This window comes from Streptomyces sp. NPDC001851, from assembly GCF_040297165.1.
Taxonomy (GTDB): Bacteria; Actinomycetota; Actinomycetes; order Streptomycetales; family Streptomycetaceae; genus Streptomyces.
Genome location: NZ_JBEOYR010000023.1, coordinates 103,148 through 128,365, shown reverse-complemented (window position 1 = coordinate 128,365; position 25,218 = coordinate 103,148). Strand labels below are relative to the sequence as shown.

The 25,218-nt window shown below is 72.6% G+C and carries 23 protein-coding genes; 16 read left to right on the top strand and 7 right to left on the bottom strand.

Going from position 1 to position 25,218, the window contains the following annotated elements; genetic code table 11:
• Nucleotides 1-13 precede the first annotated feature (13 nt).
• The gene (locus ABT171_RS30035; RefSeq protein ID WP_351249243.1) at nt 14-1,438 is read right to left on the bottom strand and encodes a M1 family metallopeptidase; all 1,425 of its coding nucleotides are present in this window, start codon (nt 1,436-1,438) and stop codon (nt 14-16) included.
• 171 nt (nt 1,439-1,609) lie between these two features.
• Here ABT171_RS30035 and ABT171_RS30030 point away from each other — a divergent pair, with 171 nt between their 5' ends.
• Nucleotides 1,610-1,957: a DUF488 domain-containing protein gene (locus ABT171_RS30030; protein WP_351249241.1), complete on the top strand. Its 348-nt coding sequence runs from the start codon at nt 1,610-1,612 to the stop codon at nt 1,955-1,957.
• A gap of 3 nt (nt 1,958-1,960) precedes the next feature.
• Here the strand turns inward: ABT171_RS30030 and ABT171_RS30025 are convergent, their stop codons facing one another.
• Nucleotides 1,961-3,634 carry an FAD-binding dehydrogenase gene (locus ABT171_RS30025; protein ID WP_351249239.1) on the bottom strand — a complete coding sequence of 558 codons (1,674 nt, stop codon included), beginning with the start codon at nt 3,632-3,634 and terminating at the stop codon, nt 1,961-1,963.
• Nucleotides 3,635-3,651: 17 nt separating this feature from the next.
• Nucleotides 3,652-4,278: a TetR/AcrR family transcriptional regulator gene (locus tag ABT171_RS30020; RefSeq protein WP_351249237.1), complete on the bottom strand. Its 627-nt coding sequence runs from the start codon at nt 4,276-4,278 to the stop codon at nt 3,652-3,654.
• Between the two features lie 123 nt (nt 4,279-4,401).
• Here ABT171_RS30020 and ABT171_RS30015 point away from each other — a divergent pair, with 123 nt between their 5' ends.
• The 3 genes from ABT171_RS30015 to ABT171_RS30005 all read left to right on the top strand — a co-directional run bounded on the left by ABT171_RS30015 (nt 4,402) and on the right by ABT171_RS30005 (nt 7,161).
• Entirely contained in the window at nt 4,402-5,031 is a 630-nt protein-coding gene (locus tag ABT171_RS30015; protein ID WP_351249235.1) for an alpha-ketoglutarate-dependent dioxygenase AlkB, read from the top strand.
• A gap of 78 nt (nt 5,032-5,109) precedes the next feature.
• Entirely contained in the window at nt 5,110-5,856 is a 747-nt protein-coding gene (locus ABT171_RS30010; RefSeq protein WP_351249233.1) for an MBL fold metallo-hydrolase, read from the top strand.
• Nucleotides 5,857-5,925: 69 nt separating this feature from the next.
• The gene (locus ABT171_RS30005) at nt 5,926-7,161 is read left to right on the top strand and encodes a DUF4032 domain-containing protein (RefSeq protein WP_351249231.1); all 1,236 of its coding nucleotides are present in this window, start codon (nt 5,926-5,928) and stop codon (nt 7,159-7,161) included.
• Between the two features lies 1 nt (nt 7,162).
• On the opposite strand, the gene ABT171_RS30000 is transcribed toward ABT171_RS30005, so the two are convergent.
• Nucleotides 7,163-8,029 carry a universal stress protein gene (locus ABT171_RS30000; protein ID WP_351249229.1) on the bottom strand — a complete coding sequence of 289 codons (867 nt, stop codon included), beginning with the start codon at nt 8,027-8,029 and terminating at the stop codon, nt 7,163-7,165.
• A gap of 155 nt (nt 8,030-8,184) precedes the next feature.
• Between ABT171_RS30000 and ABT171_RS29995 the strand changes: the two genes are divergently transcribed.
• Genes ABT171_RS29995 through ABT171_RS29985 form a run of 3 tightly spaced genes read left to right on the top strand, consistent with a single transcriptional unit; the run spans nt 8,185 to nt 11,685 of the window.
• On the top strand, nt 8,185-9,861 hold the full coding sequence (locus ABT171_RS29995) for an NAD(P)/FAD-dependent oxidoreductase (protein ID WP_351249227.1): 1,677 nt from the start codon (nt 8,185-8,187) through the stop codon (nt 9,859-9,861).
• Nucleotides 9,862-9,874: 13 nt separating this feature from the next.
• Nucleotides 9,875-11,335 carry an ATP-binding protein gene (locus tag ABT171_RS29990; RefSeq protein ID WP_351249225.1) on the top strand — a complete coding sequence of 487 codons (1,461 nt, stop codon included), beginning with the start codon at nt 9,875-9,877 and terminating at the stop codon, nt 11,333-11,335.
• Complete coding sequence (locus ABT171_RS29985) at nt 11,332-11,685, top strand: UBP-type zinc finger domain-containing protein (protein WP_351249223.1); 354 nt, start codon at nt 11,332-11,334, stop codon at nt 11,683-11,685. The genes ABT171_RS29990 and ABT171_RS29985 overlap by 4 nt, the downstream gene beginning before the upstream one ends.
• 53 nt (nt 11,686-11,738) lie before the next feature.
• Here ABT171_RS29985 and ABT171_RS29980 read toward each other — a convergent pair whose 3' ends face one another.
• Together ABT171_RS29980 and ABT171_RS29975 are read right to left on the bottom strand one after the other, a co-directional pair.
• Complete coding sequence (locus ABT171_RS29980) at nt 11,739-12,950, bottom strand: SGNH/GDSL hydrolase family protein (protein WP_503077138.1); 1,212 nt, start codon at nt 12,948-12,950, stop codon at nt 11,739-11,741.
• 334 nt (nt 12,951-13,284) lie between these two features.
• Nucleotides 13,285-15,069, bottom strand: a complete 1,785-nt coding sequence (locus ABT171_RS29975; RefSeq protein WP_351249219.1) for a M4 family metallopeptidase — start codon at nt 15,067-15,069, stop codon at nt 13,285-13,287.
• A gap of 319 nt (nt 15,070-15,388) precedes the next feature.
• On the opposite strand from ABT171_RS29975, the gene ABT171_RS29970 reads away from it, so the two are divergent.
• Together ABT171_RS29970 and ABT171_RS29965 are read left to right on the top strand one after the other, a co-directional pair.
• Nucleotides 15,389-16,552 carry a serine hydrolase domain-containing protein gene (locus ABT171_RS29970; RefSeq protein WP_351249217.1) on the top strand — a complete coding sequence of 388 codons (1,164 nt, stop codon included), beginning with the start codon at nt 15,389-15,391 and terminating at the stop codon, nt 16,550-16,552.
• A 26-nt stretch (nt 16,553-16,578) separates the two neighbouring features.
• The gene (locus tag ABT171_RS29965; protein ID WP_351249215.1) at nt 16,579-16,827 is read left to right on the top strand and encodes a DUF3592 domain-containing protein; all 249 of its coding nucleotides are present in this window, start codon (nt 16,579-16,581) and stop codon (nt 16,825-16,827) included.
• Between the two features lie 27 nt (nt 16,828-16,854).
• Here the strand turns inward: ABT171_RS29965 and ABT171_RS29960 are convergent, their stop codons facing one another.
• Complete coding sequence (locus ABT171_RS29960) at nt 16,855-17,226, bottom strand: winged helix-turn-helix transcriptional regulator (protein WP_351249213.1); 372 nt, start codon at nt 17,224-17,226, stop codon at nt 16,855-16,857.
• A gap of 102 nt (nt 17,227-17,328) precedes the next feature.
• Here ABT171_RS29960 and ABT171_RS29955 point away from each other — a divergent pair, with 102 nt between their 5' ends.
• The 7 genes from ABT171_RS29955 to ABT171_RS29925 all read left to right on the top strand — a co-directional run bounded on the left by ABT171_RS29955 (nt 17,329) and on the right by ABT171_RS29925 (nt 25,172).
• Nucleotides 17,329-18,198, top strand: a complete 870-nt coding sequence (locus ABT171_RS29955; protein ID WP_351249211.1) for an alpha/beta fold hydrolase — start codon at nt 17,329-17,331, stop codon at nt 18,196-18,198.
• Between the two features lie 76 nt (nt 18,199-18,274).
• On the top strand, nt 18,275-19,195 hold the full coding sequence (locus tag ABT171_RS29950) for an alpha/beta hydrolase (RefSeq protein ID WP_351249208.1): 921 nt from the start codon (nt 18,275-18,277) through the stop codon (nt 19,193-19,195).
• Between the two features lie 318 nt (nt 19,196-19,513).
• Nucleotides 19,514-20,191 (top strand): AIM24 family protein, encoded by a 678-nt coding sequence (locus ABT171_RS29945; RefSeq protein ID WP_351249206.1) that lies wholly within the window; start codon nt 19,514-19,516, stop codon nt 20,189-20,191.
• A 155-nt stretch (nt 20,192-20,346) separates the two neighbouring features.
• Complete coding sequence (locus ABT171_RS29940) at nt 20,347-21,387, top strand: tetratricopeptide repeat protein (RefSeq protein WP_351249204.1); 1,041 nt, start codon at nt 20,347-20,349, stop codon at nt 21,385-21,387.
• Complete coding sequence (locus ABT171_RS29935; protein ID WP_351249202.1) at nt 21,384-22,403, top strand: polyprenyl synthetase family protein; 1,020 nt, start codon at nt 21,384-21,386, stop codon at nt 22,401-22,403. The genes ABT171_RS29940 and ABT171_RS29935 overlap by 4 nt, the downstream gene beginning before the upstream one ends.
• 101 nt (nt 22,404-22,504) lie before the next feature.
• Complete coding sequence (locus ABT171_RS29930) at nt 22,505-23,473, top strand: pyridoxal-phosphate dependent enzyme (RefSeq protein ID WP_351249200.1); 969 nt, start codon at nt 22,505-22,507, stop codon at nt 23,471-23,473.
• A 130-nt stretch (nt 23,474-23,603) separates the two neighbouring features.
• A complete protein-coding gene (locus tag ABT171_RS29925; protein ID WP_351249198.1) occupies nt 23,604-25,172 on the top strand; it encodes a serine/threonine protein kinase in 1,569 nt (522 codons plus the stop codon).
• Nucleotides 25,173-25,218: the final 46 nt, after the last annotated feature.

The following is a 25,218-nucleotide window of genomic DNA, read 5'->3' as shown; positions in this document are numbered from 1 at the left end:
GAATCGGAGGTGGTCAGGCGCTGTCCGGCTTGCCCTTCGTGTACAGCCAGGTGTGGAAGAGGGTGTCCAGCGACTTCCCCGAGATCCGCTCCGCCAGCCGCACGAACCGGGCCGTCGTACCGTGGCCGCCCCGGTGTTCCGTCGCCCAGGCGCGCAGGATCCGGAGGAAGTCCCGGTCGCCGACGGCCTTGCGCAGTGCGTGCAGCGTCATCGCGCCGCGGGCGTAGACGGGCGTGTCGAAGATGTTCTCGCCGCTGCCCGGGTCCCCGGGCGGGAAGGCCCACAGGCGGTCGCCGGCGGGGTGGGCGTAGAGCGCGTCGAAGGTCTCCTGGGCGCTGTCGCCGCCGTGCTGCTCCTCGTACAGCCACTCGGCGTAGGTGGCGAAGCCCTCGTTGAGCCAGATGTCCTTCCAGGCGGTCAGCGAGACGGAGTCGCCGAACCACTGGTGGGCGTTCTCGTGGACGAGGGTGTCGATGTCGGGCGCGGAGTCGTAGAGCGGCCTGGTCTGGGTCTCCAGGGCGTAGCCGACGTCCGGGGCGTGGTCGACGATCGACCCGGCGGAGCGGAACGGGTACGGCCCGAACAGGCTGCTCTCCCATTCCAGGACGGACGGCAGCTTCTTCAGCACCGGCGCGGCCTCGCGCGCCTCGCGTGGGTCGACGGCGTTGTACACGCGGATGCCGTCGCGGGTGGTGTACTGCTCGATGTCGAACGTTCCGACGGTGGCGGTGGCCAGGTAGGCGGCCATGGGCTGGGTCTCGCGCCAGTGGAAGGTCGTCTTCCCGTGCGCGGTGTGCCGGGCGAGCAGGGCGCCGTTGGCGACGGCCGTGCGCCCCTGCGGGACGGTGATCGTGATGTCGTACGACGACTTGTCCCTGGGGTGGTTGTTCGCCGGGAACCAGGTCATCGCGCCCTGCGGCTCGCCCGCGACGAAGGCGCCGTCGTCGGTGGGGATCCAGCCGTCCGCGGAGTCGTCCGGGTCGGTGACCGGCTTCGGGGTGCCGTGGTAGGCGACGGTGACCCGGAAGTCCCGGCCCGCGCGCAGGGTGTGGCGCGGGGTGACGACGAGTTCCCGGCCGTCGCGCCGGTGGGCCGCGGGCAGGCCGTCGACGATGACCCCGGTGACCTTCAGGCCGGTGAGGTCGAGGTCGAAGCGGCTGAGGCGCTGGGTGGCGCGGGCGGCGAGCACGGCCCTGCCGTCGAGGTAGCCGGACGAGGTGTCGTAACGGAGTGTCAGGTCGTAGTGCCGGACGTGGTAGCCGCCGTTGCCGCTGAGCGGGAAGTAGGGGTCGCCCGCCCCGGGCGCGCCGGCCGTCCCCGCCGCGGGTGCGGTGGCGCCGATGAGTGCCGCCACGGCGACGGGGACGGCGGCGAGCACCGCCTCGCGGCGCAGGACGGCGGTACGGCGCCGGGCGGGCTGTCTGCGGGGTGGCGTCACGGGCGCTCCTCGGGAGGTGGCGGGTGATCGGCTGGCCGACAGACTAGGCGCGCCGGTGCCCGGGACTCGCTCTTGTCGCGGTCAAGTCTCGCCGCGTCGCCGCCCGGCGGACCCCGGGCCACCGGGCTAGGCTCGCGTCACCGACCGCCGTCCCGGGAGGGAGTGACGACCGTGAGTGTGCGTGTGCGCCGGATCTACGACGCGCCGGAGTCCGACGACGGGCTGCGTGTCCTGGTCGACCGGTTGTGGCCGCGCGGCCTCGCCAAGGACGAGGCGCATGTCGACGAGTGGCCCAAGGGGCTCACTCCCTCCACCGAGCTGCGCAAGTGGTACCACGGCGGCGGCTCGTACGAGGAGTTCCGCCACCGTTACGAGGCGGAACTCGACGCTCCGGAGGCCGCCGAGCTCCTGGACGGCCTGCGCAAGGCGGCCCGCAGGAAGCGCGTGACCCTGCTGACCGCGTCCAAGAGGCCGGAGCAGAGCCACGCGCAGGTGCTGCTGGAGCTGCTGAAGGGCTGAGCGTCAGCTCGTGTGCCGGGCCGCATGCCGGCCCGCGGCCCGCCCCGAGAACAGGCAGCCGCCGAGGAACGTGCCCTCCAGCGCGTTGTAGCCGTGCACCCCGCCGCCGCCGAAGCCGGCCACCTCGCCCGCCGCGTACAGCCCCTCGATCGGCGTGCCGTCGGCGCCGAGGGCGCGGGAGTCGAGGTCGGTCTGGATGCCGCCGAGGGTCTTGCGGGTCAGCACGTGCAGCCGGACGCCGATGAGGGGGCCCGCGGCCGGGTCGAGGATGCGGTGCGGCGCGGCCACCCGGCCGAGCCGGTCGCCTATGTAGCGGCGGGCGTTGTGGATGCCCTGGACCTGGGAGTCCTTGCTGTAGGGGTTGGCGATCTGCAGGTCGCGGGCCTCGATCTGGCGGCGCACCTCGGCCGCGTCCAGCAGCGGCTTGCCGGTGAGGGCGTTCATCTTCCCGACCAGCTGCTCCAGGTTGCCCGCGGTCACGAAATCCGCGCCCTTGTCGAGGAAGGCCTGCACCGGTGCCGGCGCGCCCTTGCCGAGCAGCCGGTCGCGCAGCACGGCGCCCCGGTCCTTGGCGGTGATGTCGGGGTTCTGCTCGGAGCCGGAGAGCGCGAACTCCTTCTCGATGATCTTCCGGGTGAGGATGAACCAGGAGTGGTCGTATCCCGCGATGTCCTCGGTGGTGCGCAGGTACTTGAGGGTGCCGCGGGTGTCGTAGCCCGGCAGGCAGGGGTCGGGCAGGCGGCGGCCGAGGGCGTCCAGCCAGATGGAGGACGGGCCGGGCAGGATGCGTATGCCGTGGCCGGGCCAGATCGGGTCCCAGTTCCGCAGGCCCTCGGTGTAGTGCCACATGCGGTCGCGGTTGACCAGCCGGACACCGGCCTCGGCGCTGATGTCGAGCATGCGGCCGTCGACGTAGGCGGGGACGCCGGTGACCATCTCGGCCGGCGGGGTGCCGAGCCGGGCGGGCCAGTGGCGGCGCACGATGTCGTGGTCGGCGCCGATGCCGCCGGTGGTGACGACGACCGCCTGGGCGGTGAGTGCGAAGTCGCCCACACGGTCCCGGTTGGAGGCGACGCCGCGCGGCGAGCGGTCCTCGGCCAGCACGGTGCCGCGCACCCCGCGTGCCGTGCCGTTCTCGACGACCAGCTCGTCGACCCGGTGGCGGTGGTGGAAGGTCAGCAGTCCGTCCCGGGCGGCCTGGCGGGCGTACCGGACGAACGGTTCGACCACGCCGGTGCCGGTGCCCCAGGCTATGTGGAAGCGGGGTACGGAGTTGCCGTGCCCGCCCGCCCTGAGGTCGCCGCGCTCGGCCCAGCCGACGGTCGGCAGCAGCTCGATGCCGTGTCCGCGCAGCCAGGACCGCTTCTCGCCGGCCGCGAACTCGACGTAGGCGCGGGCCCAGCGCACCGCCCAGGAGTCCTCGCCGTCGAGCCGGTCGAACCCCGCGCTGCCCTGCCAGTCGCTCCAGGCGAGCTCGAAGGAGTCCTTGATGCCGAGGCGGCGCTGCTCCGGGGAGCCCACCAGGAAGAGCCCGCCGAAGGACCAGAACGCCTGGCCGCCGAGGTTGGCGGCGTTCTCCTGGTCGACCAGGGCGACCCGGCGGCCCCGGCTGGTGAGCTCGTGCGCCGCGACCAGGCCGGCGAGGCCCGCGCCGACGACGATGACGTCCGCGTCCATGGCGAGAGTGTCCTTCCTCAGATCCTCGATGGGGAGCTGCTGCCGTCGGTGAGAAGTGCGGTGAGCAGCTGTTTCAGCCAGGCCCGGGCCGCTTCGACGTCCTTGTCCAGGAGCAGCTGGGTGGTGACGCCGTCGTACGCGGCGACCACGGCGTGCGCGGCGCCGTCCACGTCCTTGAGTACGGCGGGCAGTGCGGTGTGGCCGCGGGCCCGGAACAGCCGGTCGGCGATCGCCTCCCGGAGCCGGGCGCGGTGGTCGAGGAGGGCCCGGGCGACCCCGGGGTCGCGGGCGGCGTGCACCAGGAAGTCGGTCTTGACCAGCAGCCAGTCCACGTCGAGCAGCAGTACCTCGGTGACCCGGTCCACGGCCGCCGGCACGTCGAGTCCGGGCCCGTCCTGGGCGAGCGCCTCGGCCACCTGGGCGGCGATGAGGTCGGCGCGCTCCTGGTAGAGGGCGAAGAACAGCTCGTCCAGCGTGGCGAAGTTCGAGTAGAAGGCACCGCGGCTGAAGCCGGCCGCCTCGCAGACCTCCTCGATGGACACGCGCCCGAAGCCCTTGGCCGCGAACACCTGGAACGCCGCGTCGAGCAGCCGGGCGCGGGTCCGCACCCGGCGCCGGGTCACGCGCTTGGGGATGTCCTCCATCGGCCGCCGCCCTCCCGTTCGATACGCGAATGTATCCGATACACCAATGTATCGAAAGAGGGGCCGGCGTTCGCCTGCTGATCAAATGGGAACACACTTTCGATTAAGGAGTACTCTGGGCTCATGTCCACGCATCTCCAGGGCTCCCTCTTCGACCAGACCGACGAGGTGCGGCTCGGCCCGCTCGACGGGCTGCGCCGGACCGAGCTGGGCGCCGGCGCCTGGATCGACGTGCTGCCGGGCTGGCTGAGCGGCGCCGACGCCCTGTTCGAGCAGCTGGCGGCGCACGTGCCGTGGCGCGCGGAGCGCCGGAAGATGTACGACAACGTGGTGGCCGTACCACGCCTGCTGGCCTTCTACGGGGCACGCGACCCGCTCCCCCACCCCGTGCTCACCGAAGCGCGCTACGCCCTGTCCCGGTACTACGCCGAGGAACTGGGCGAGCCCTTCACCACCGCCGGGCTGTGCTTCTACCGCGACGGCCGGGACAGCGTGGCCTGGCACGGGGACCGGATCGGGCGGGGTGCCCGCGAGGACACGATGGTGGCGATCCTGTCCGTCGGCACACCCCGTGACCTGCTGCTGCGCCCGGCGGGCGGCGGTGGTGCGACGCTGCGGCGGCCGCTCGGACACGGCGACCTGATCGTGATGGGCGGCTCCTGCCAGCGGACCTGGGAACACTGCGTACCGAAGACGACCAGGGCGGTGGGACCGCGGATCAGCATCCAGTTCCGGCCGCACGGCGTGCACTGACGCGACCCCCTGGTGCGGGACACCGCCGCATCTGGTTGGCTGTCCCCGACGATCGGCCGCACACGGCTCGGGGAGATCATGCGGGCAGAGGTACACCAAGTCGCCGACGGCACCTATCTGGTGCACGGCAACAACGTCAACTGGGTCATCCTCAAGGAGGGGGACGCCGTCACCCTGGTGGACACCGGGTACCCCGGGGACCGGCAGGGGCTGCTGGAGTCCCTCGCGGAGGTGGGCGGTTCGCCGGAGGCGGTCGCCGCCGTGCTGATCACCCACGCGCACAACGACCACCTGGGCTCGGCCGAGTACCTGCGCGCCACCCACGGCATCCCGGTCTACCTGCACCCCGCCGAAGTCCCCCACGCGCGCCGGGACTTCCTCCAGCAGGCCACCATCGGTGACGTGGTGCGCAACGCCTGGCGGCCGGGTGTCCTGCCCTGGGCGGTGCACGTGATCCGCGCGGGCGGCACCGACCACAACCCCGTCACCGCGCCCGAGCCGTTCCCGGGCGAGGGCGCACTCGACCTGCCCGGCCGGCCCGTGCCCGTGCACACCCCGGGCCACACCGACGGCCACTGCGTCTACCACCTGCCCGAGGCGGGGATCGTCATCTCCGGGGACGCGCTGGTCAGCGGACACGCGACCTCGCGGGTCAAGGGCCCGCAGATCCTGCACGACTTCTTCCACCACGAGCGCCCCGGGGTCGTGGCCTCCCTGGAGCTGATCGGCGCGCTCGACGGCGACACCCTGCTGCCGGGACACGGGCCGGTGCACCGGGGCCCGGTGCGCGCGGCGGCCGAGCTGGCCCGGGACCGGGCCTCGTAGTCCGCACCGGGCGTCCTGGACCACACCGGGTCTCCTCGGACACCCGGGCGGAGCCTTAGGGTTCCTGCCATGGCCTTGCAGATCAACGCCACGAACCCGGAGCACCCCGCGCTCCTGCTCGCCCTGCCGTGGGACGTGCCCCTGGCGGAGTGGCCCGAGGAGTACCTCGTGCCGCTGCCGAGGGGCATCTCCCGGCACGTGGTGCGGTACGCGCACGCCGGGGACGAGGTGATCGCCGTCAAGGAGCTGGCCGAGCGGCCCGCGCTGCGCGAGTACGGGCTGCTGCGCGACCTCGACCGGCTCGGCATCCCCGCCGTCGACCCCCTCGCGGTGGTCACCGGCCGCACCGACGGCTCGGGCGCCCCGCTGGAGCCGGTCCTGATCACCCGGCATCTGCGCGGCTCGATGCCGTACCGCTCGATGTTCGAGACGACCATGCGCCCGGCGACCATGCACCGCCTGATGGACGCCCTCGCCGTGCTGCTGGTCCGGCTGCATCTGGCCGGGTTCGCCTGGGGGGACTGCTCGCTGTCCAACACCCTCTTCCGGCGGGACGCGGGCGCCTACGCCGCCTATCTGGTCGACGCCGAGACCGGCGACCTGCACCCGCGGCTGAGCCCCGGGCAGCGGGAGTACGACCTCGATCTGGCCCGGGTGAACATTAGCGGCGAACTGCTCGACCTGGAGGCGTCCGGGGCGCTGCACCCGTCCGTCGACCCGGTGGAGTTCGGGCACGAGATCTGCACCCGGTACCAGGGCCTGTGGCAGGAGCTGACCCGCGCCTCGGTGTACCCGGCGGGCGAGTACCACTGCATCGAACGCCGGATCCGCCGGCTGAACGACCTCGGTTTCGACGTGGCCGAGATGCAGATCGAGCACTCGGAGGGCGGCGACACGGTCACCTTCGTGCCGAAGGTCGTCGACGCCGGCCACCACCAGCGTCAGCTGCTGCGGCTGACCGGCCTGGACGCCGAGGAGAACCAGGCGCGGCGGCTGCTGAACGACCTGGAGAGCTGGATGGCCACCCAGGACGACCACGCGCCCGGCGACCCCCTCGCCGCCCGCCCGGAGGTGCTGGCCCACCGCTGGGTGCGGGACGTGTTCCGGCCCACCGTGCGGGCCGTTCCCCCGCGGCTGCGCGGCTCCATGGACCCGGCCGAGATCTACCACGAACTCCTCGAACACCGCTGGTACCTGTCCGAGCAGGCTCAGCACGACATAGGCCTCGACACGGCCGTCGAGGACTACATCGAGCACGTCCTGCCCAAGGCGCGGGCGGCCCTGGAGCCGGCCGAGGCCGAGTAGCTCAGCCGTGCGGGACGACGGCCACCGGGCAGTCGGCGTGGTGCAGCATCCCGTGCGCGACCGAGCCGATCCGGGCGCCCACGGCCGTACGGTGCGACCGGCGCCCGACGACCACCAGCTGGGCCCGGCCGGCCGCCGACAGCAGCACCTGGCCCGCGCTGCCCATCTCGACGTGCTCGGCCACCGGGACGTCGGGGAACCGCTGCCGCCACGGCCGCAGCGCCTCGGCGAGCGCCTCCGTCTCGTAGGGCTCCGGACCGCCCACGTCGTCGAGGAGCTTCAGGGAACCGGGACTGTAGGCGAAGACCGGGGGCAGGGTCCACGCCCGCACGGCCCGTACCGCCGCGCCGCGGGCGGCCGCCGTCTCGAACGCGAACCGCAGGGCGGCCGCGCTGTCCTCGGGGTCGCCCTGCTGGCCGACGACGACGTCCCGCCCGGCGGCCTCGGCCGTCGGCCGGTCCCCGGCGCGCACCAGGACCACCGGACGGGTCGCCTCGGCGATCACCTGCCGGCCGACCGAGCCCAGCAGGAACCCGATCACGGGGCCGTGCCCGCGCGAGCCGAGCACCAGCATCTCGGCCTCCGCCGCGGCGCCGGCCAGCGCGTGCGCGGGCTCGCCCTCGATGACGTCCACGCTCACCTGGAGTTCCGGGTGCCGCTCGGAGACGGCGCGCACGGCCTCCGCCACGCCCTCCGAGACCCACCCCTGCTGGGTGTCCCGGTCGGCGGTGGCGAGCGACTCGGCGTAGCGCCAGGCGTGCACCACGCGCAGGGGCAGCCCCCGGCGTACGGCCTCCCGGCCGGCCCAGTCCAGCGCGGCCAGGCTCTCCTCCGTACCGTCCACCCCTGCCGTGATCGGGCGTGTCATGCGCGGGTCTCCTCGTCCTCGCCGCTCTGTCGTGGTGCTGGTGCCCACTATCGGGCAGAGGGCGGGCCGGGGCGATCGAACATACGATGGCTGGAAACCGGTGCGGTGGTCTGCACGGCACCGGCCGTGGAACCGACGCTCGGGGTGGGAGAGGTATGGCACAGGCCGCGGACGCAGCGCGGACCGTCATCCTGACCGTGGACGACGACCCGGGGGTCTCCCGCGCCGTCGCCCGCGATCTGCGGCGGCGCTACGGCGAGTCGTACCGGATCGTGCGCGCGGAGTCCGGGGAGTCGGCACTCGACGCGCTGCGCGAGCTGAAGCTGCGCGGTGACCTGGTCGCCGTGATCCTGGCCGACTACCGCATGCCGCAGATGAACGGCATCGAGTTCCTGGAGCAGGCGCTCGACGTCTACCCGGGGGCGCGGCGGGTGCTGCTGACCGCCTACGCGGACACCAACGCGGCGATCGACGCGATCAACGTGGTGGACCTGGACCACTATCTGCTCAAGCCCTGGGACCCGCCGGAGGAGAAGCTCTACCCGGTCCTGGACGACCTGCTGCAGGCCTGGCGCACCAGCGCCTACAAACCGGTGCCCAGCACCAAGGTCGTCGGGCACCGCTGGTCGGCGCGGTCCTCGGACGTGCGCGAGTTCCTGGCCCGCAACCAGGTGCCCTACCGCTGGTACTCGGTGGAGGAGCCGGAGGGGCAGCGGCTGCTGGCCGCCGCGGGGCAGGACGGGCGGCGGCTGCCGCTGGTGATCACCCCGGACGGCAGCACGCTGGTCGAGCCGGAGGCGCCCGAACTGGCGGCGCGGGTCGGCCTGGCGACGACGCCTGCGGGCGACTTCTACGACCTCATCGTGATCGGCGGCGGACCGGCCGGGCTCGGCGCGGCCGTCTACGGGGCGTCCGAGGGGCTGCGGACCGTGCTGGTGGAGCGGTCGGCGACCGGCGGGCAGGCCGGGCAGAGCTCCCGGATAGAGAACTACCTCGGCTTCCCCGACGGGGTCTCCGGCGCCCAGCTCACCGACCGGGCGCGGCGGCAGGCGGCCAAGTTCGGCGCCGAGATCCTGACCGCCCGTGAGGTGACGGGACTGGAGGTGAACGGCGCCGCCCGGGTCGTACGGTTCGCGGACGGCTCGGCGATCGCCGCGCACAGCGTGATCCTCGCGACCGGCGTGCAGTACCGGCAGCTGGAGGCCGCCGGCTGCACCGACCTGACCGGCTGCGGGGTGTTCTACGGCTCGGCGCTGACCGAAGCCGCCTCCTGCCAGGGACAGGACATCTACATCGTCGGCGGCGCCAACTCGGCGGGCCAGGCGGCGATGTACCTGTCCCGGGGCGCGAAGTCGGTGACGCTGCTGGTGCGCGGCCCCGACCTGTCGGCCTCGATGTCGCACTACCTGATCCAGCAGATCGACGAGGCGCCGAACATCTCGGTGCGCCCGCACACGGTCGTGGACGCGGCGCACGGCTCGGACCACCTGGAGCAGCTGACGCTGCGCCATACGGTGACCGGGGAGTGCGAACGGGTCGACGCGCAGTGGATGTTCGTGTTCATCGGTGCCGCACCGCTGACCGACTGGCTGGGCGACGCGGTGCTGCGCGACGAGCGCGGGTTCATCCTGGCCGGGCCCGATCTGACCGCCGACGGGCGGCCGCCGGCCGGTTGGGAGCTGGACCGGGCGCCCTACCACCTGGAGACCAGCGTCCCCGGGGTGTTCGTGGCGGGCGACGCCCGCGCCGAGTCCGCCAAGCGGGTCGCGTCCGCCGTGGGAGAAGGAGCCATGGCCGTGATGCTCGTCCACCGGTATCTGGAGCAGTCATGAACGGGGAGTGGCCATGAGCGGTCGGATCATGCCGTGCAGCCCCCGGGAGATCGCCTCGCTCTTCCTCTTCGAGAAGCTGAGCGCCGAGCAGCTGGGGCGGTTGTGCAGCGAAGGACGGGTGGAGCTGTTCGAGCCGGGCCCGGTGTACACCGAGGGCGACCCCGCCACCTGCTTCTTCGTGATGATCGAGGGCACGGTGGTGCTGTCCCGCCGGGTCGCCGGCGACGACGTGGAGGTCACCCGCACCTCGCAGCGCGGCGTGTACGCGGGCGCGATGCAGGCCTACCTCGGGGACCGGGTGCGGCAGGTCTACACCAACTCGATGCGGGTGACGGAGCCGACGCGGTTCTTCGTGCTGCCGGCGGACATCTTCGCGGACATCATGACCGACTGGTTCCCGATGGCCACGCACCTGCTGGAGGGTCTGTTCTTCGGGTCGAAGAACACCCAGGCGGCGATCGGGCAGCGGGAGCGGCTGCTGGCGCTGGGCTCGTTGTCGGCGGGCCTCACGCACGAGCTGAACAACCCGGCGGCGGCAGCGGTCCGGGCCACCGCCACCCTGCGCGAGCGCGTCGCGAAGATGCGGCGCAAGCTCGCGGTGATCACCGAAGGGCCCTTCTCCCGTGAGGCGTTGGCCGGCCTGATCGAGATCCAGGAGCGCACCGCGGAGCGGGTGGCGAAGGCGCCGGTGCTCAGCCCGCTGGAGGCCAGCGACCGGGAGGACACGCTCACCGACTGGCTGGAGGACCACGGGATCGACCACGGCTGGCAGCTGGCGCCGGCCTTCGTGCAGGCCGGGCTCGACACCGACTGGCTGGAGCAGGTCGCGGCGGCGGTGGACGAGGAGATCCTGCCGGGCGCGGTGGGCTGGCTCAACTACACCATCGAGACCGAGCTGCTGATGAACGAGATCGAGGACTCCACCACCCGTATCTCGCATCTCGTCGACGCGGCCAAGCAGTACTCCCAGCTGGACCGGGCGCCGTACCGGGTGGTGGACGTGCACGAACTCCTGGAGAGCACCCTGCTGATGCTGTCGGGCAAGATCGGCGCCGGTATCGAGGTCGTCAGGGAGTACGACCGCACCCTCCCGCCGGTGCCCGCGTATCCGGCGGAGCTGAACCAGGTGTGGACGAACCTGATCGACAACGCGGTGTCCGCCATGAACGGCGCCGGCGGCACCGGCACCCTGACCGTGCGGACCGCGCTCGACCACGAGCAGCTGCTGGTCGAGTTCCGGGACACCGGGCCCGGCATCCCGCCCGAGATCAAGGGCCGGATCTTCGACCCGTTCTTCACCACGAAACCGGTCGGTGAGGGCACCGGGCTCGGCCTGGACATCTCCTGGCGGATCGTCGTCAACAAGCACCACGGCAGCCTGCGCGTGGAGTCGGTGCCCGGCGACACCCGCTTCCAGGTGCTGCTGCCGCTGACCGCCGAGACGCCGGCGGAGGAAGTGGAGGAGGCCGTATGAGCACAGTCGACGGGGTCGACCCGGGCGTCCCGCCGAGCGGTCCGGGATGCGTGGAGTGCGAGGAGGCCGGAGGCTGGTGGTTCCATCTGCGGCGGTGCGCGCAGTGCGGGCACATCGGGTGCTGCGACGACTCCCCCGCCAAGCATGCGACCGCGCACTATCACGCCACCGGGCATCCGGTGATCCGGAGTTTCGAGCCGGGCGAGGAGTGGTTCTGGAACTACGCGACGGAAGTGTTGTACGAGGCGGGGCCCGAACTCGCGCCGCCGGTCAGTCATCCCGCCGACCAGCCGGTGCCGGGCCCCGCCGGGCGGGTGCCGGTGAACTGGGCCGAGACGTTGCGGGGCTGAGCGCCTGACCGGATGGGGAGGTTCTCATCCCGCGGGTCAGGACGGGGCGCGCCTCAGCAGCGGAGGCCGGCGATGTCGACGGTGTCGGCCAGCGCGCGCATGCCCTTGTCGTTGGGGTGGAGGTGGTCGCCGCCGTCGAGGGAGGGCCGCAGCCGCGCGGAGTCGTCGGGGCTGCGCAGGGTGCGGTCGAAGTCGGTGACCGCGTCGAAGTCCCCGCCGGCTCGGATGTACCGGTTCACCTCCCGGCGCACCGCGTCTGCGGCGGGGTCCCATTCGGGCCAGCCCTCGAACGGGCCGAGCGTGGCGGCGACCACGCATTTCCCCGCCGCGTGCACCCGCTGGGCGATCCGCCGGTACCCGGCGATCAGGTCCTGAGCGCTGACACCGGTGTGCGCCTTGACGTCGTTGATCCCCTCGAAGAGGACGACGGTACGGACCCCGGGCAGGGACAGCACGTCCCGGTCCAGCCGGTGCAGCGCGCTCGGCCCGGCGCCGTCCGCGAGCACCTTGTTGCCCGAGATCCCCTCGTCGGCGACGCCCTGGACGGAGGCGTGGGCGGTGTCCAGGCGCCGGGCGAGGTAGTCGGGCCAGCGGTGGTTCCGGTCGCTGGTGGAGGCCCAGCCGTCGGTGAGGGAGTCGCCGAGCGCCACGACGGCCCCGGTGCCCGCGCGGGACGGCCGTACGGACACGGCGTCGAGGTACCACCAGGAGCCGGTGGTCTGCCCCCAGCTGCGGGCACTGTCCTCTGCCGTGTGGTCGCCCCGGCCGGTGTACGAGGTCTGCAGCGCCAGACCGTGGCCGGTCGCCGGGCCGGCCGCGTCCGGCGTGTGCAGGCTGACGGCCAGGTCGCTGCCGGCCGGCCAGGCGCCGGGCAGCGGGTCGCTCCAGGCGACGGCGCCCGCCGGGACGGTGACCCTGCGGGCGCCGCCGAAGGTGAGCCGCCGGTTGCTGCCGGGGCGCAGGGCGGCGCCCCGACCGCGCAGGCCGGCGTAGGCGCTGTCCAGGGTCAGCGGCCGGTCGCCGAAGGCGTTGGTGACGCGGACGCGCAGACCGGTGCCGCCGACGCTGGTGTGCACGATCAGCCGGTAGCCCCGGTCGGCGGTGCCCTCGCCCCTGCGGTCGGCGCTCGCCGCCCAGGTGACGACCTCGGGTGCCCGTTCGGCGGACGGCCGCGGAGGGGCCGCCCGGGCGGGCGCGGACTGGCAGGAGACGGCCGTGAGCAGGGCGGCGACGACGCGGCAGACGCGTCCGAGGCGGCCGGTCACCGGGCCGAGTCCCGGAGCGTGACGTGCCCGCCGGGTCGCATCCGGGCGGTCCGGGACGTGCCTGCGCATCCCGCGGGGGTCATGGTCCCGCCGACGCCGCGGACGCGCACCTCGGTGGGTCCGCCGAAGCCGCGGACGGGTGTCGATCCGGTCCGTGGTCTCGCCGAGGTCGTCCGGGGACATCCGCTCCTCCAGCCGGCCGTTCCTGGAACTCACCCCTGCGGGTAGAGCCGTTCACGTAACCAGTTCCCCGGCCGGGAGGAGGGAAATCCGCGCGGGCCGGACATGCGGATGCCCCGCGCGAGGGCGGGGCATCCGGTGGTGCGGCGGTCCGTCAGTGGTGCGACGGCGTGTTGGCGGCGGTGACGTTGACCGCGGCCCACGCCTTGTCCACCGTCTTGTACTCGGTGCTGTTCGCGCCGTACAGGTCCTTGGCCGCCTTCAGCGTCGCGACGCGCGCGTCGTGGAAGTCGGTCGTGGAGACCATGTAACGGGTGAGCGCCCGGTAGAAGATGGCGGTGGCCTTGGTGCGGCCGATGCCCTTGACCGTGGCGTGGTTGTAGGTCGGCGAGTCGTAGGTGACGCCGTTGATCGTCTTCTTGCCGCTGCCCTCGGCGAGGAGGTAGTAGGCGTGCGAGGAGACGCCCGAACCGGCGTGCACCTCGGTGTCGTGCACGTTCGGCTTCCAGTAGTCGATCGTGCCTTCGAGCTTGTCCAGCGAGGGGTGGTCGAGGCGGCGCAGGAACTTCTGCGCGAGGCCCAGCTTCTCGCCGATCAGGTAGTCCGGCGTGTCCTTGGCGTTGTTGGCGTAGAACTCGACGTTGGAGCCGAAGATGTCCGCGAGCGACTCGTTCAGCGCGCCGGGCTCACCGAACTGGTTGCCGTCGGGGTCGACGTAGGTCGGCTCCAGCTTGGCGGTCGCGTCCACCACGCCGTGGGTCAGCTCGTGGCCGGTGACGTCGAGGACGACGAGCGGCTTCTTGAACATCTGGCCGTCGCCGTCGCCGTAGAGCATGCAGTTGCAGGTCGGGTCCCAGAAGGCGTTCGCGACCTTCTTGCCCCAGTGGACCATGCCCTGGGCGGCCTTGCTGTTGTTGGCTATGCCCTTGCGCCCGAAGGTGGCCTTGTAGAAGTCCAGGGTCTTGGTGATGCCGTACTGGGCATCGGCCGCGGCGCTGGCACGGTTGCTGGTCGTGCCGTTGCCCCACACGTTGGTGGTGCCGGTGAACTTCGCGCCCGAGCCGAACTTCTCGGTGGTCGAGCCCTTGGCGTCGCGCGTCTCGGTGCCGTACCGGCTCGGGTCCTTGAGCTGGTAGTGACCGCGCGAGGTCTGCGTGGTGGTCAAGCCGACGCTGCCCACGAAGAGGGTCTTGCCGGTGCCCTTGGCGGCCGACGGGTAGCTCGCGGCGCCGGAGACGCCGGAGCCGAGGAGGCCGGCCGCACCGGTGGCGGAGCCGATACCGGTGGCCGGGTCGGCGGTCTCACCGTGCTGGCGCAGGCTTTCGAGCAGCTTCGGCGACAGGAACTCGTCGCTGTCGGGCGTGTTGCTGCGCACCTTGCCGGTGACGGCGTCGACGACGACGGTGTTGGAGCCGTCCTGGTCGGTCACGGTCACCTGGTAGGCGAGGGCGGCGGAGCCGCCGCGCGCGTCGACGACGAGCTGGGCGGTGCCCGCCTCGCCCTTGGCGGCCTGGGCGGCCTTGGCGGCGGCCTGGTCCGCGGTCAGCTTGGCCCGGGTGGTGGCCGGCTTGACGGCCTGTCCGGCCGCGCGGGTCACGCCGGCGTAGGCAAGCTGGTGGTCGAGGTGGACGACGAGGTCACCGCCGAGCACGGGCATGCCGTCGTGCGTGCGGACGAACCGGACGTGCCGGGCGCCCTCGGGGTCGAGCATCACGTCCTGGGCGTGCAGTTCGTCGCCCTTGGACACACCGGTCGCCGAGGCGTGGGCGAAGGCCGCGGTGCGCGCCGCCTCCACCACCGCCGTGGCGTTCGTGGTGGCGGCGGCCGAGGACCGCTCCGCCCCCGTGGAGGAGCCCGCGAAGGCCGTACCGGCCAGGCCCGTGGCAGCGGTGGTCACCGCGATGGCGACGGCGACGCTGCGTATGTGCGGTCTACGCACTGATCAGGGTTCCTTCGTTCGAAGGCAGCCGGGAGCCCCAACCGCCTTGCTGCGTGACGCGGTTGGGCGTCACGGGGGCTGGTCGGGCCCCGAAGCGCCACCCTTGCGGATCAGTCATGTGCACGTAAAGGCAGAATGATCGATTTCGCGACCTTCTAGGGCAATCCTTTACAAATGTGCGCCACAGAGTGATCAGGAGCTGACCAAGTGTGTGTCGCCTGTGGAGACGTCACCCTCATCCCTTAGGTTCCAGGGCCTGAATGTGACCGAAGTCGCATCAAGTTCCGTGTGGTTTCGTACCGCTGAAAGAGGGTGCCGGATGGTCTCAGCAACGGTGGGGCGGGGCGTGCTCCTGGCGGCGGTCGCGCTGTCGCTCCTGGCGGTCCCGGCGCGGGCCGCGACCGGAGAGGCGGACACGCCGGCGGCAGCGGCGCTCCCGGCTCCCGACCCCGTGGGCCTCGCCGCCGCACTGCGGTCCGCGGTGGACCAGGGCGCGCCGGGCGCGCTGGCCCGGATCGACGACCAGGGCCGGACGTACGAGGCGGCGCGCGGAGTGGCCGACCGGAGCAGTCTGCGACCCCTCGCCACCGACGACCGGTTCCGCGTCGGCAGCGTCACCAAGACGTTCTCGGCCGTCGTCCTGCTGCAGCTCGCCGACGAGAACCGGCTGGCGCTGGACGCGCCGGTCAACCGCTATCTGCCCCAGCTGCTGCCGGACGACCGCATCACGGTCCGCGACGTGCTGAGCCACCGCAGCGGCCTCTACGACTACACCAAGGACCTGTTCGCCGACAGCGTGTCCGGCTTCGAGGCGGTGCGGAACAAGGTCTTCACCTACCGTCAGCTGGTCGGCCTCTCCCTGAAGAAGCCGCTCACCAACGAGCCCGGCGCCGCGTACTCCTACTCCAACACCAACTTCGTCGTGGCGGGCATGCTCATCGAGAAGCTCACGGGGCACTCCGTGCGGACCGAGTACGAGGACCGCATCTTCGCGCCGCTGGGGCTGCGGGACACGTTCTACGTCCATCCCTCGACCGCCATTCCGGGCCGCTACGCCCGTGGGTACCTCACCCCGGACCAGGGCGGCGAGCCGTTGGTCGACGCCACCGAGCAGACGGTGTCGTGGGCGCAGAGCGCGGGAGCGATCATCTCCAGCGCGCGGGATCTCGACGTCTTCTACGGTGCGCTGCTCGGCGGCAGGCTGCTGTCCGCCGCGCGGCTCGGCGAGATGGAGCGGTTCACGCCGGTCGACGCCACGACGGCGTACGGGCTGGGGTTGCGGCGGCGTGATCTGTCGTGCGGGGTGTCGGTGTACGGGCACACAGGGGTGGTGCAGGGGTATTACACCTATGCCTTCGCCTCGTTGGACGGTTCGCGGAGTGTCACGGCTGTCGCCAACACGTCCAACAACGGGAAGGTGCTGGACGCGTTGGCGGGGGCCCTGGAGGCGGGGTTCTGCGGGCGCGGGGCGGCTGAGGGCTAGGGGGTGTCCGATGGGGCGGCAGTCGCGTGCCCGGCGGCGAAGGCGGCCCCGTCATCGAGTTCACCGACCGGCAGGGCCGGCCCGTCCGGTTCCGGCCCGCCACGACGGGGACGGGGCCGGCCCTCGGAACCCATGTACCGGTCGCCTACCTGCCCGAAAGGCCGAAAAACGCAAGGGCAACCACCCGGAAGTACCGCCTGTATCCGATCGTCGGCCTGTTCTCCGGAGCCATGCTCTGGCTCGGCGTCGCGGCTGGGTGCGTGCTCGCGCGCTGAGCCTGTTCTCCCGCCTCGCTCTCACGCTCAGAGTGAACGGTCGAATGCGTCCTGATCGAGCTGAATCTGCGGCATGTGCGTCTCCGCCCACTCTCGCAACTGTGACAGGGGCTGTGCCAACGACTTTCCCCGCACGGTGAGCCCGTAGAACACCCGTGGCGGAACGGAAGGCTCGACCCGGCGGGTGACGAGTCCATCCCGTTCGAGCGACCTCAGGGTCTGCGTCAGCATCTTCTGGGAGATCCCGGTCAGGGCCCGCTTGAGTTCGGTGAAACGAAGTTCGCCATCGGTCTGGTCGAGGGTCAGGACGAGCATGGTCGTCCATTTCGTGCCGACCCGGTCGAGCAGCTGCCTGGTGGGGCAGGCCGCATCGAAGAGGTCGCCGCGGTGAGGGGTCACCCCGAGGTGACCAGGGTTCCGGGAAGTGCCTCCTTGAACGTCCACGGTCGGTCTCCTATGTTCGCCTGGTATCCGATAGTAACCGGCTGGATGAGATGAACGATGTTGACTGCCTACCTGGCGGACGCCCGAGCGCGGTACATCTCGGTGAACGACGTCCGCCTCGCGGTCGAGGTGGCGGGTGAGGGCCCCGCGGTCCTGCTGCTGCACGGCTTTCCGCACACGCGGGCGATCTGGTCCGAAGTCGCGCCGCTGCTCACGGCGGCCGGGCTTCGTGTCGTCGCGCCGGATCTACGCGGTCTGGGCGACAGCGACCGAGCGGCCGGCGGATACCTGGCGACCGAGCTCGCCGGGGATCTGGTCGGGCTCCTCGACGCGCTTGACATCGACCGGGCGCACGTCGTCGGCATCGACCTCGGCACCGCACCGGCGTTCGCGCTGGCCGCGGCCCACGCGCACCGGGTGTCCAGCCTGACGCTGAGTGAGGCGATGATCGGCACACTGCCCGGAGCCGAATCCTTCACGGCGAGCGGCGCCCCCTGGTGGTTCGGGCTCCACTCGGCTCCGGGCGGGTTCGCCGAGGACCTGCTGGAGGGACGGGAAGACCGCTACATCCGGTTCTTCCTCGACGGCGGAAGCCGCCGCGGGCTCTCGGAGGCGCTGACCGCCCGGATCGTCGAGGCGTACCGTGGGCGGGAGTCCTTGCGGGCCGCTTTCGAGCATTACCGCGCGATGCCCGCGAACGCGGGCTGGATCTCCTCGTGGGTGAGGCACAACGTGTTCACCCTTCCGGTGCTCGCGATCGGCGGAGGAGCGGTCGGCGAGGGCACCGCGCGTCAACTCGCCCCGTTCAGCGAGAAGTTGACGGCCAGGCTGCTGCCCGGCGCCGGCCACATCGTTCCGATCGACGAGCCCGAAGAGTTTTCGGCACTGGTAGCGCAGCACGTCAAGTCGGCGGAGGCGCGATCATGACGAACAAGCGCACCGTCGTCCTCGGCCCGGTCGAACGTCCGCACCGCACCGGCCTCGGAACCAGGCGGGTGACAGCATGACCCGTGAGCAACGCGAGCAGGTCCGCGAACTCCGGCGGAACTCGCCGCTCGACCTGGGTGGCGATATCGACGTCCAACGGCCGCTGTTCGAACAGATCCTCAGCTCGCAGCCGGTGCCCACCGACGCCATCGTCGAGAAGCTCGACCTGGCGGGTGTCGCCGCGCTGTCGGTCACGATCAGCGGTGCGCCGCAACCGGTCGGCACCGCGCTCTACTTCCACGGCGGCGCGTTCGCACTGGGTTCGGCGAACAGCTCCTTGGGCTTGGTGACCCAGATCGCCCGGCGATCGGGACTGCGGGTCGTCACCGTGGATTACCGGCTTGCGCCCGAGCACCCGGCACCGGCCGCGGCGACCGATGCCGCGACGTGTTATGAAGCGCTGCTGGACTCGGGTGTCGGCGCCGACGAACTGATCGTGATCGGGGAGTCCGCCGGAGGCGCGGTGGCACTGAGACTGCTCACGTCACTGGTGGCGGGAAACCGGCCCGTACCGGCGGGCGCGGTGTTGCTGTCGCCCTGGATCGACTTGACCTTGGCCGGCGACTCGATGACAACGCGGGCGTCCGTGGACGTCGCGGTGCATCGGGAAGCGCTCGCCCGGCGCGTGCTCGACTACGCCGGCGAAGGTGCTGCGGCGGCGCGGGAGCACAGCCCGCTGTTCGACGGCCTGCACGGGCTGCCGCCCACTCTCGTGCAGGTCGGAACGCACGAAACACTGCTCGACGACTCCATCCGGCTCGCCTCCCGTCTGGCAGCCGCCGACGTCTCGGTCATCCTCGACATCACCGCGGAAGTGCCCCACGTCTTCCAGGGATTCGCGCCGATCCTGGACGAGGGCGCATTGGCGCTCGACCGCGCGGGCCAGTTCGTCCGAACCGCGCTCAACCAACCGGCACGCGATCTTCTGCCCGGCTGATCCCCGTCATGAGAACGTCCGCCGGCCACATGCCTCACGGCGACGAGCCGACCAGGAGGAGAGCATGACCGAAACGACGCGAGCCGTTGCGCTCGACGCACGCGGCCGGCGAGCGGACCCAGGCGCCCGGTGAGCGGCGACGCTGCTCACGGCCGCCGCCCAGGCGCACTGCGCGGACATGGGCGGCCCGCGGCTTCCACGACCGCTTCCGCCCCGACGGCGCCCGGCCATCGGGACCGGGCCCGCGCCGCCGGGTCCCACGGGCGCCGGCTCCCGCGATCTTGGCGGAACGGCATCCTCCGGGACACCATGCCCCGCATGAAGGGTGATCTCTTTTCCAGTGAGCACGTGGTGCGGCCGGCCGTGGAGCCGGGAATGTCCGTCGAGAACGCCAAGTGCATCAAGTACGCGGTGAACGGCGAGATGTACGCCCGCCAGGGCGCGATGGTCGCCTATCGCGGAGACCTGAGGTTCGAGCGCAAGGGGCAGGGCGTCGGCGGCATGCTGAAGCGTGCGGTCACCGGCGAGGGGCTGCCCCTCATGGCGGTGCGCGGGCAGGGCGAGGCCTGGTTCGCGCACGAGGCGCAGAACTGTTTCATCGTCGAGGTCGAGGCCGGCGACCAGTTCACGGTCAACGGACGCAACGTGCTGTGTTTCGACGCCTCGCTGGCGTACGAGATCAGGACGGTCAAGGGGTCGGGCATCGCCGGCGGCGGCCTGTTCAACAGCGTGTTCACCGGGCAGGGGCGGCTCGGCCTGGTCTGCGAGGGCAATCCGCTGGTGATCCCGGTCTCCGCGCAGTTCCCGGTGTACGTCGACACGGACGCGGTGGTCGGCTGGACCGCGCATCTGCAGACCTCGCTGCACCGCTCCCAGTCCATCGGCTCGATGCTGCGCGGCGGTTCGGGCGAGGCCGTGCAGCTGATGCTCCAGGGCGAGGGCTTCGTCGTGGTCCGCCCGAGCGAGCTGACCCCGCAGAAGAACCAGCAGCACTGAAACTTCACAGGGTGACCCGTGTCGCACGGGCAACCCCCCGCGCTGTGCCTGCGTCTTGATCGACAACAGACCGACACGCCCCGGTCCTTTGGCCGGGGCGCATTCCCGACTCGCTATACACGCGATGTATACGCGGCGTGTATAGAAAGGTACGCATGTACGGCAAGGCTTTCGCCCCGGAGTACCAGGGCGCCCTGACCACCCTGTCCGTGAACTCCTCGCTGGTCGATGTGCTGGCAGAGGCCACCGAGAAGCTGCGCGAGGCCGAGCGGTCCGGGCGCCCGGCCGAGGCGGCCCGCTGCGGGCTCGCCGTCGCCGAGGCCCACCGGCGGCTCGGTCACGTGGAGGACGCTGACCGCGCCTGGAAGGCCAGTTACCGCGCCGCCCGGGAGGCCGGCGACACCGCCGCGATGGCGTGGGCGCTGTGGAGCGGCGGCACCCTCGCCCGGCAGCGCGGGTCCTTCCCGCTGGCCTGGCGGCTGCTCGGGCTCGCGGCCGAACTCGGGGAGCGGGGCGGCGACATCGTCTGCCGGGGGTACTCGCTGGCCGGTCTCGCGGAGACCGGCCGTATCCAGGGCGACTACGACGCGGTCGGCCGGTTGCACGAGCAGCTGCTGGCCGAGGCCCGCAGGCGCGGTGAGGCCCGGCACACGGTGTGGGCGCTGGAGGGCATCGCGCAGATGCACCGCAACACCGGCGACTACGACCGGGCCTACGCGCTGTTCGAAGAGGCGGCGGAGATAGCCGAACGCGCGGAGGACCGGCGCGGGCACGCCTGGGCGCTGCGCGGCCTCGCCGACATCCTCTCGGTGCGCGACAAGGACACCGAACGGGCACTGGAGCTGCTGTCGCAGGCGGAGGCCGGCTGCCGGGCGATGAACCTGTCCAGCGCGCTCGCCTACAACCACAAGATGCGCGGCAACGTCCTGTACCGGGCGGAACGTTACGCCGAGGCACGGGAGCTGTACGAGCTGGCGCTGGAGGAGTTCCGGGCGATGAGCGAGCCGCGTGGTGCGGCGCTGGCCCGGCTGGGGCTGGCCAAGTCGCTGGCGCAGCTGGGCCGCGACCGCGCGGAGACGGCGGCCGAACTCGCCGACCTGGCACGGACGTTGGAGCGCAGCGGGCTGAAGCACGCGCGGGAGATGGTGGCCCGGGCCCAGGAGGAGTTCGGCCTCGCCGCGCAGGTCGCCCGGTGACCGCCGTACAGGCCGCGCCCGCCGCCGCCGAAGTCCTCGCCCGCTGCCGGGACGTGGTGCAGCCGGCGCTGCGGGAGGCGGTGGGGCGGCTGCATCCCTGGGTGGCCGAGATGGCCGCGTACTCCTTCGGCTGGTGCGAGGTCGGCGGGGCGCCCGCCGCCGCGCCGGGCGGCAAGGGCGTGCGGCAGGCGCTGGCGGTGCTCGGCGCCGAGGCGGCGGGCGCCGACGGGCGGGCCGGTATCCCGGCCGCGGTCGCGGTGGAGCTGGTGCACGCCTTCTCGCTGCTGCACGACGACATCATGGACGGCGACGCGACGCGGCGCCGCCGCCCCGCCGTGTGGAAGGCCTACGGCACCGGCCCCGCGGTGCTCGCCGGGGACGCCCTGTTCGCGCTGGGGGTGGAGACCCTCGCCGCCGTGCCGCAGGGCGCCGGCGCCGTACGGCTGCTCTCCGGCGCCCTCGCCGACCTGGTCCGCGGACAGGCCGACGACCTGCTGTTCACCACCCGGCCCTGCACCGGCCCGGAGCGGGTGACGCCCGAGCAGTACCGGGCCATGGCGGAGGGCAAGACCGGTGCGCTGCTGGGCTGCGCCGTCGCGCTGGGCGCGGCGCTCGGCGGGGCGCCCGAGGCCACGGTGACCGCTCTCGACCGGGCCGGACGGCACTTCGGAGTCGCCTTCCAGCTGGTCGACGACGTGCTCGGCATCTGGGGCGACCCGGCCGTCACGGGCAAGCCGGTGGGCGGCGATCTGCGCGAGCGCAAGAAGACCTATCCGGTGCTGGCCGCACTCGGCTCCCCCGCGTCCCAGGCACTGCCCGGGTTGCTCGACACCCCGGAGCGGGCCGCGGAGGCCGCCGCGCTGATCGAGGCGGCGGGCGGTCGTACGGCGGCCCTGGCCGCGGCCCGTGCGCACACGGACGCCGCCCGGACACTGCTGACGGGCCTGCCGCTGGCGACCGAAGCCGCCGGTGACCTGTTCCGGCTGCTGGACTTCCTGGCGGACCGCGAGCTGTGATCCCCGGTGACATGTGCCGAAACCGTGTTGACCTCGGTGCTCGCCGCGGGTCAGGGTGCGAGGGGCGCGGCCCCACCCCCGCGCCGGAAGGGTGAGGCACCTTGATCGGCATCACGGAGATCGAGGCCGCGGCGGAGCGGATCGCCGGGCATGTCGTGCGGACGCCGACCGTACCGAGCCCGGGCCTGACCGCGCTGCTCGGCGTGCCGGTCACCGCCAAGCTGGAACTGCTCCAGCGCACCGGTTCGTTCAAGGCACGCGGGGCGACGGCGAAGCTGCTGTCGCTGAGCGAGGCCGAGCGGGCGGCGGGTGTGGTCGCGGTCAGCGGCGGCAACCACGGGGTCGCCCTCGCGGTGATGGCCGCGGCCCTCGACGTGAAGGCGACCGTGGTGATGCCCCGGAGCGCGCCCGCGCGTTCCATCGGGATCGCGCGGGAGGCGGGCGCCTCGGTGCGGCTGACCGACGGCATGGACAGCGCCTTCGAGCTGGTGACGCGGCTGCGGGACGAGGGGCTGACCCTGGTCCACCCGTTCGACGACCCCGTGGTGATCGCCGGACAGGGCACGGTCGGGCTGGAGCTGGCCGAGGACGTCCGGGACACCGGCGAACCGACGGACGTCGTCGTCAGCGTCGGCGGCGGCGGGCTGATCGCCGGGGTCGCGGCCGCGCTCGCCGCCAGGCGCCCCGGGGTGCGGGTCTGGGGCGTGGAGACCGAGGGCGCCGAGGCCATGTCCGCGGCGCTGAAGGCGGGCGGGCCGGTCCCGGTGCCCCTGTCGTCGCTGGTCACCACGCTCAGCGCGCCCACCGTGTCGCAGCTGACCTACGACCATGTGTCCGCGCTGGTCCACGAGGTGCTGGTGGTCTCCGACCGGGACGCCGTACAGGGCTCGCTGGACCTCGCCGGCCACGCCAAGGTGTGGGCCGAGCCGGCCGCGGGCTGTCTACTGCCGGCGGCCCGCGAGGTGGCGGCACGGGTGGGCGCCGGCGCCCGGATCGGACTCGTGGTGTGCGGCGGCAACACGACACCGCGCGAACTCACCGGCTGGGCCGAGCGGTTCGGGCTGCTGTGAGGTCGTGGACTCGCCGTTTTCGAAGACTTGAACAAAGGACAGGAACGTACCCCGGTCACGGATTCTTTGAACGCACCACCGCGCGTCCCGCGTACCTCTGTGAGACACACAACAGGGGTTCCAGCGAGGGATGACCATGGTCAAGGCGCACGTCTCCGCACACGAGTTGGTCGCCGGACGCTACCGGCTCCTGGAGGTCTTCGCCCGGGAGACGAACCGCCTGTGGTGGTACGCCGAGGACGTGGCGGCGGGGCAGCCCCGGCTGGTGGCCCGGACCGACCTGCCGGAGGCGTCCGCGGACACCGGCGCGCGCCGGGTGACGGCCCGCGTCGTCCGTACCTCCGAGACCATGCGGCTGCTGTGCCCCGGCCAGGTCGCCTCCGTCGTCGACGCCGTGGTGGAGGCCGGCACCCTGTGGACGGTCACCGAGTGGATCGACGGCACGCCGCTCAGCGAACTCCTGGACCGCGAGGGCGCGTTCCACACGGTGCGGGCGGCCCGGATCGCCCTGGAGCTGCTCGATGTGCTCCAGGCCGCGCACGACGAGGGCATCACCCATGGCGAGCTCAGCCCCGGCCAGATCTTCGTGCGGGACAGCGGGCCCGTCGTCGTCACCGGGTTCGGACTGGCGGGTGCGACGCTGGTGCCCCGGCTCACGGCACCGTCGTACGCCTCGCCGGAGCAGGCCCGCGACGAGCGCATCGGGCCGGCCGCCGACCTGTGGGCGCTGGGCGCGCTCCTGTACACGATGGTGGAGGGCCGCCCGCCGTACCGGGACCGCGGCCGGCCCGACGCCACCCTGAAGGCCGTGGACCGGCTGCCGCTGCGCACCCCGCTGCGCGCGGGCCCGCTCACCCAGGCCGTGCAGGGGCTGCTGCGGAAGAACTCGCGGGAGCGGCTGACCCGGCCGGTGGTCCGCGAGGCCCTGATCCGGACCCTCGACGAGGACGCCGACGCGGACCGGCAGCCGGCCGCCGTGCCCCGGCTGCGCGGCGCGTACGCGGGGGTGCGCCTGGCCGGGCGGGAGCACGGCAGACGGGCCATGGCGGCCGGTACCGTGCTGGCCGCGCTCACCGTCACCGCCGCCGTCCTGGCCGCGGCGCACCAGCTCCCGGGCACCGGCAGGGCGCAGGCACCGGACCACCCCTCCGCCGCGGCCACCCCCGCCGGCCGGCACACCGGCGGGGCCGCCGCGACGCCCTCGGCGAGCTCCACCCCGAGCCCCTCGCCCGCCGCGCCGGCCGGATACCACCCCTACACCGCCCCGGAGGGCTTCTCGGTGGCCCTGCCCGACGGCTGGAGGCGGCTGACCACCACGCGCGTCACCGGTGCCTACCGCGTCACCTTCGGCCGAGGCGGCGCCTCCCCGACGCTGGCCGTCACCCACAGCGAGCACGTGGGTCCCGACCCGGTCGCCGTCTGGCGGGACGACGTCGAACCGGGTCTGCGGCAGCTGCCCGGCTACCACCGCGTCGGCACCGTCCGGGCCGCCGCCTACCAGGGCCACGCGGCCGCCGACCTGGAGTGGCTGGCCGGTACGGGGGACGCCCGGGTGCACACCTTCGGGCGCGGCTTCCTGACGGGCGGCGGCGACGGCTTCTCGCTGCGCTTCACCACCCCGGCCGCCACCTGGGACGACACCGCCAACCGGCTGGCACTGAAGACGTTCCTGCAGACGTTCCGTACGCCGTCGGGCTGACCGGCGGCGGTGGTCCGTTTTCCGGCCACCGGCCCGGGGACTCACC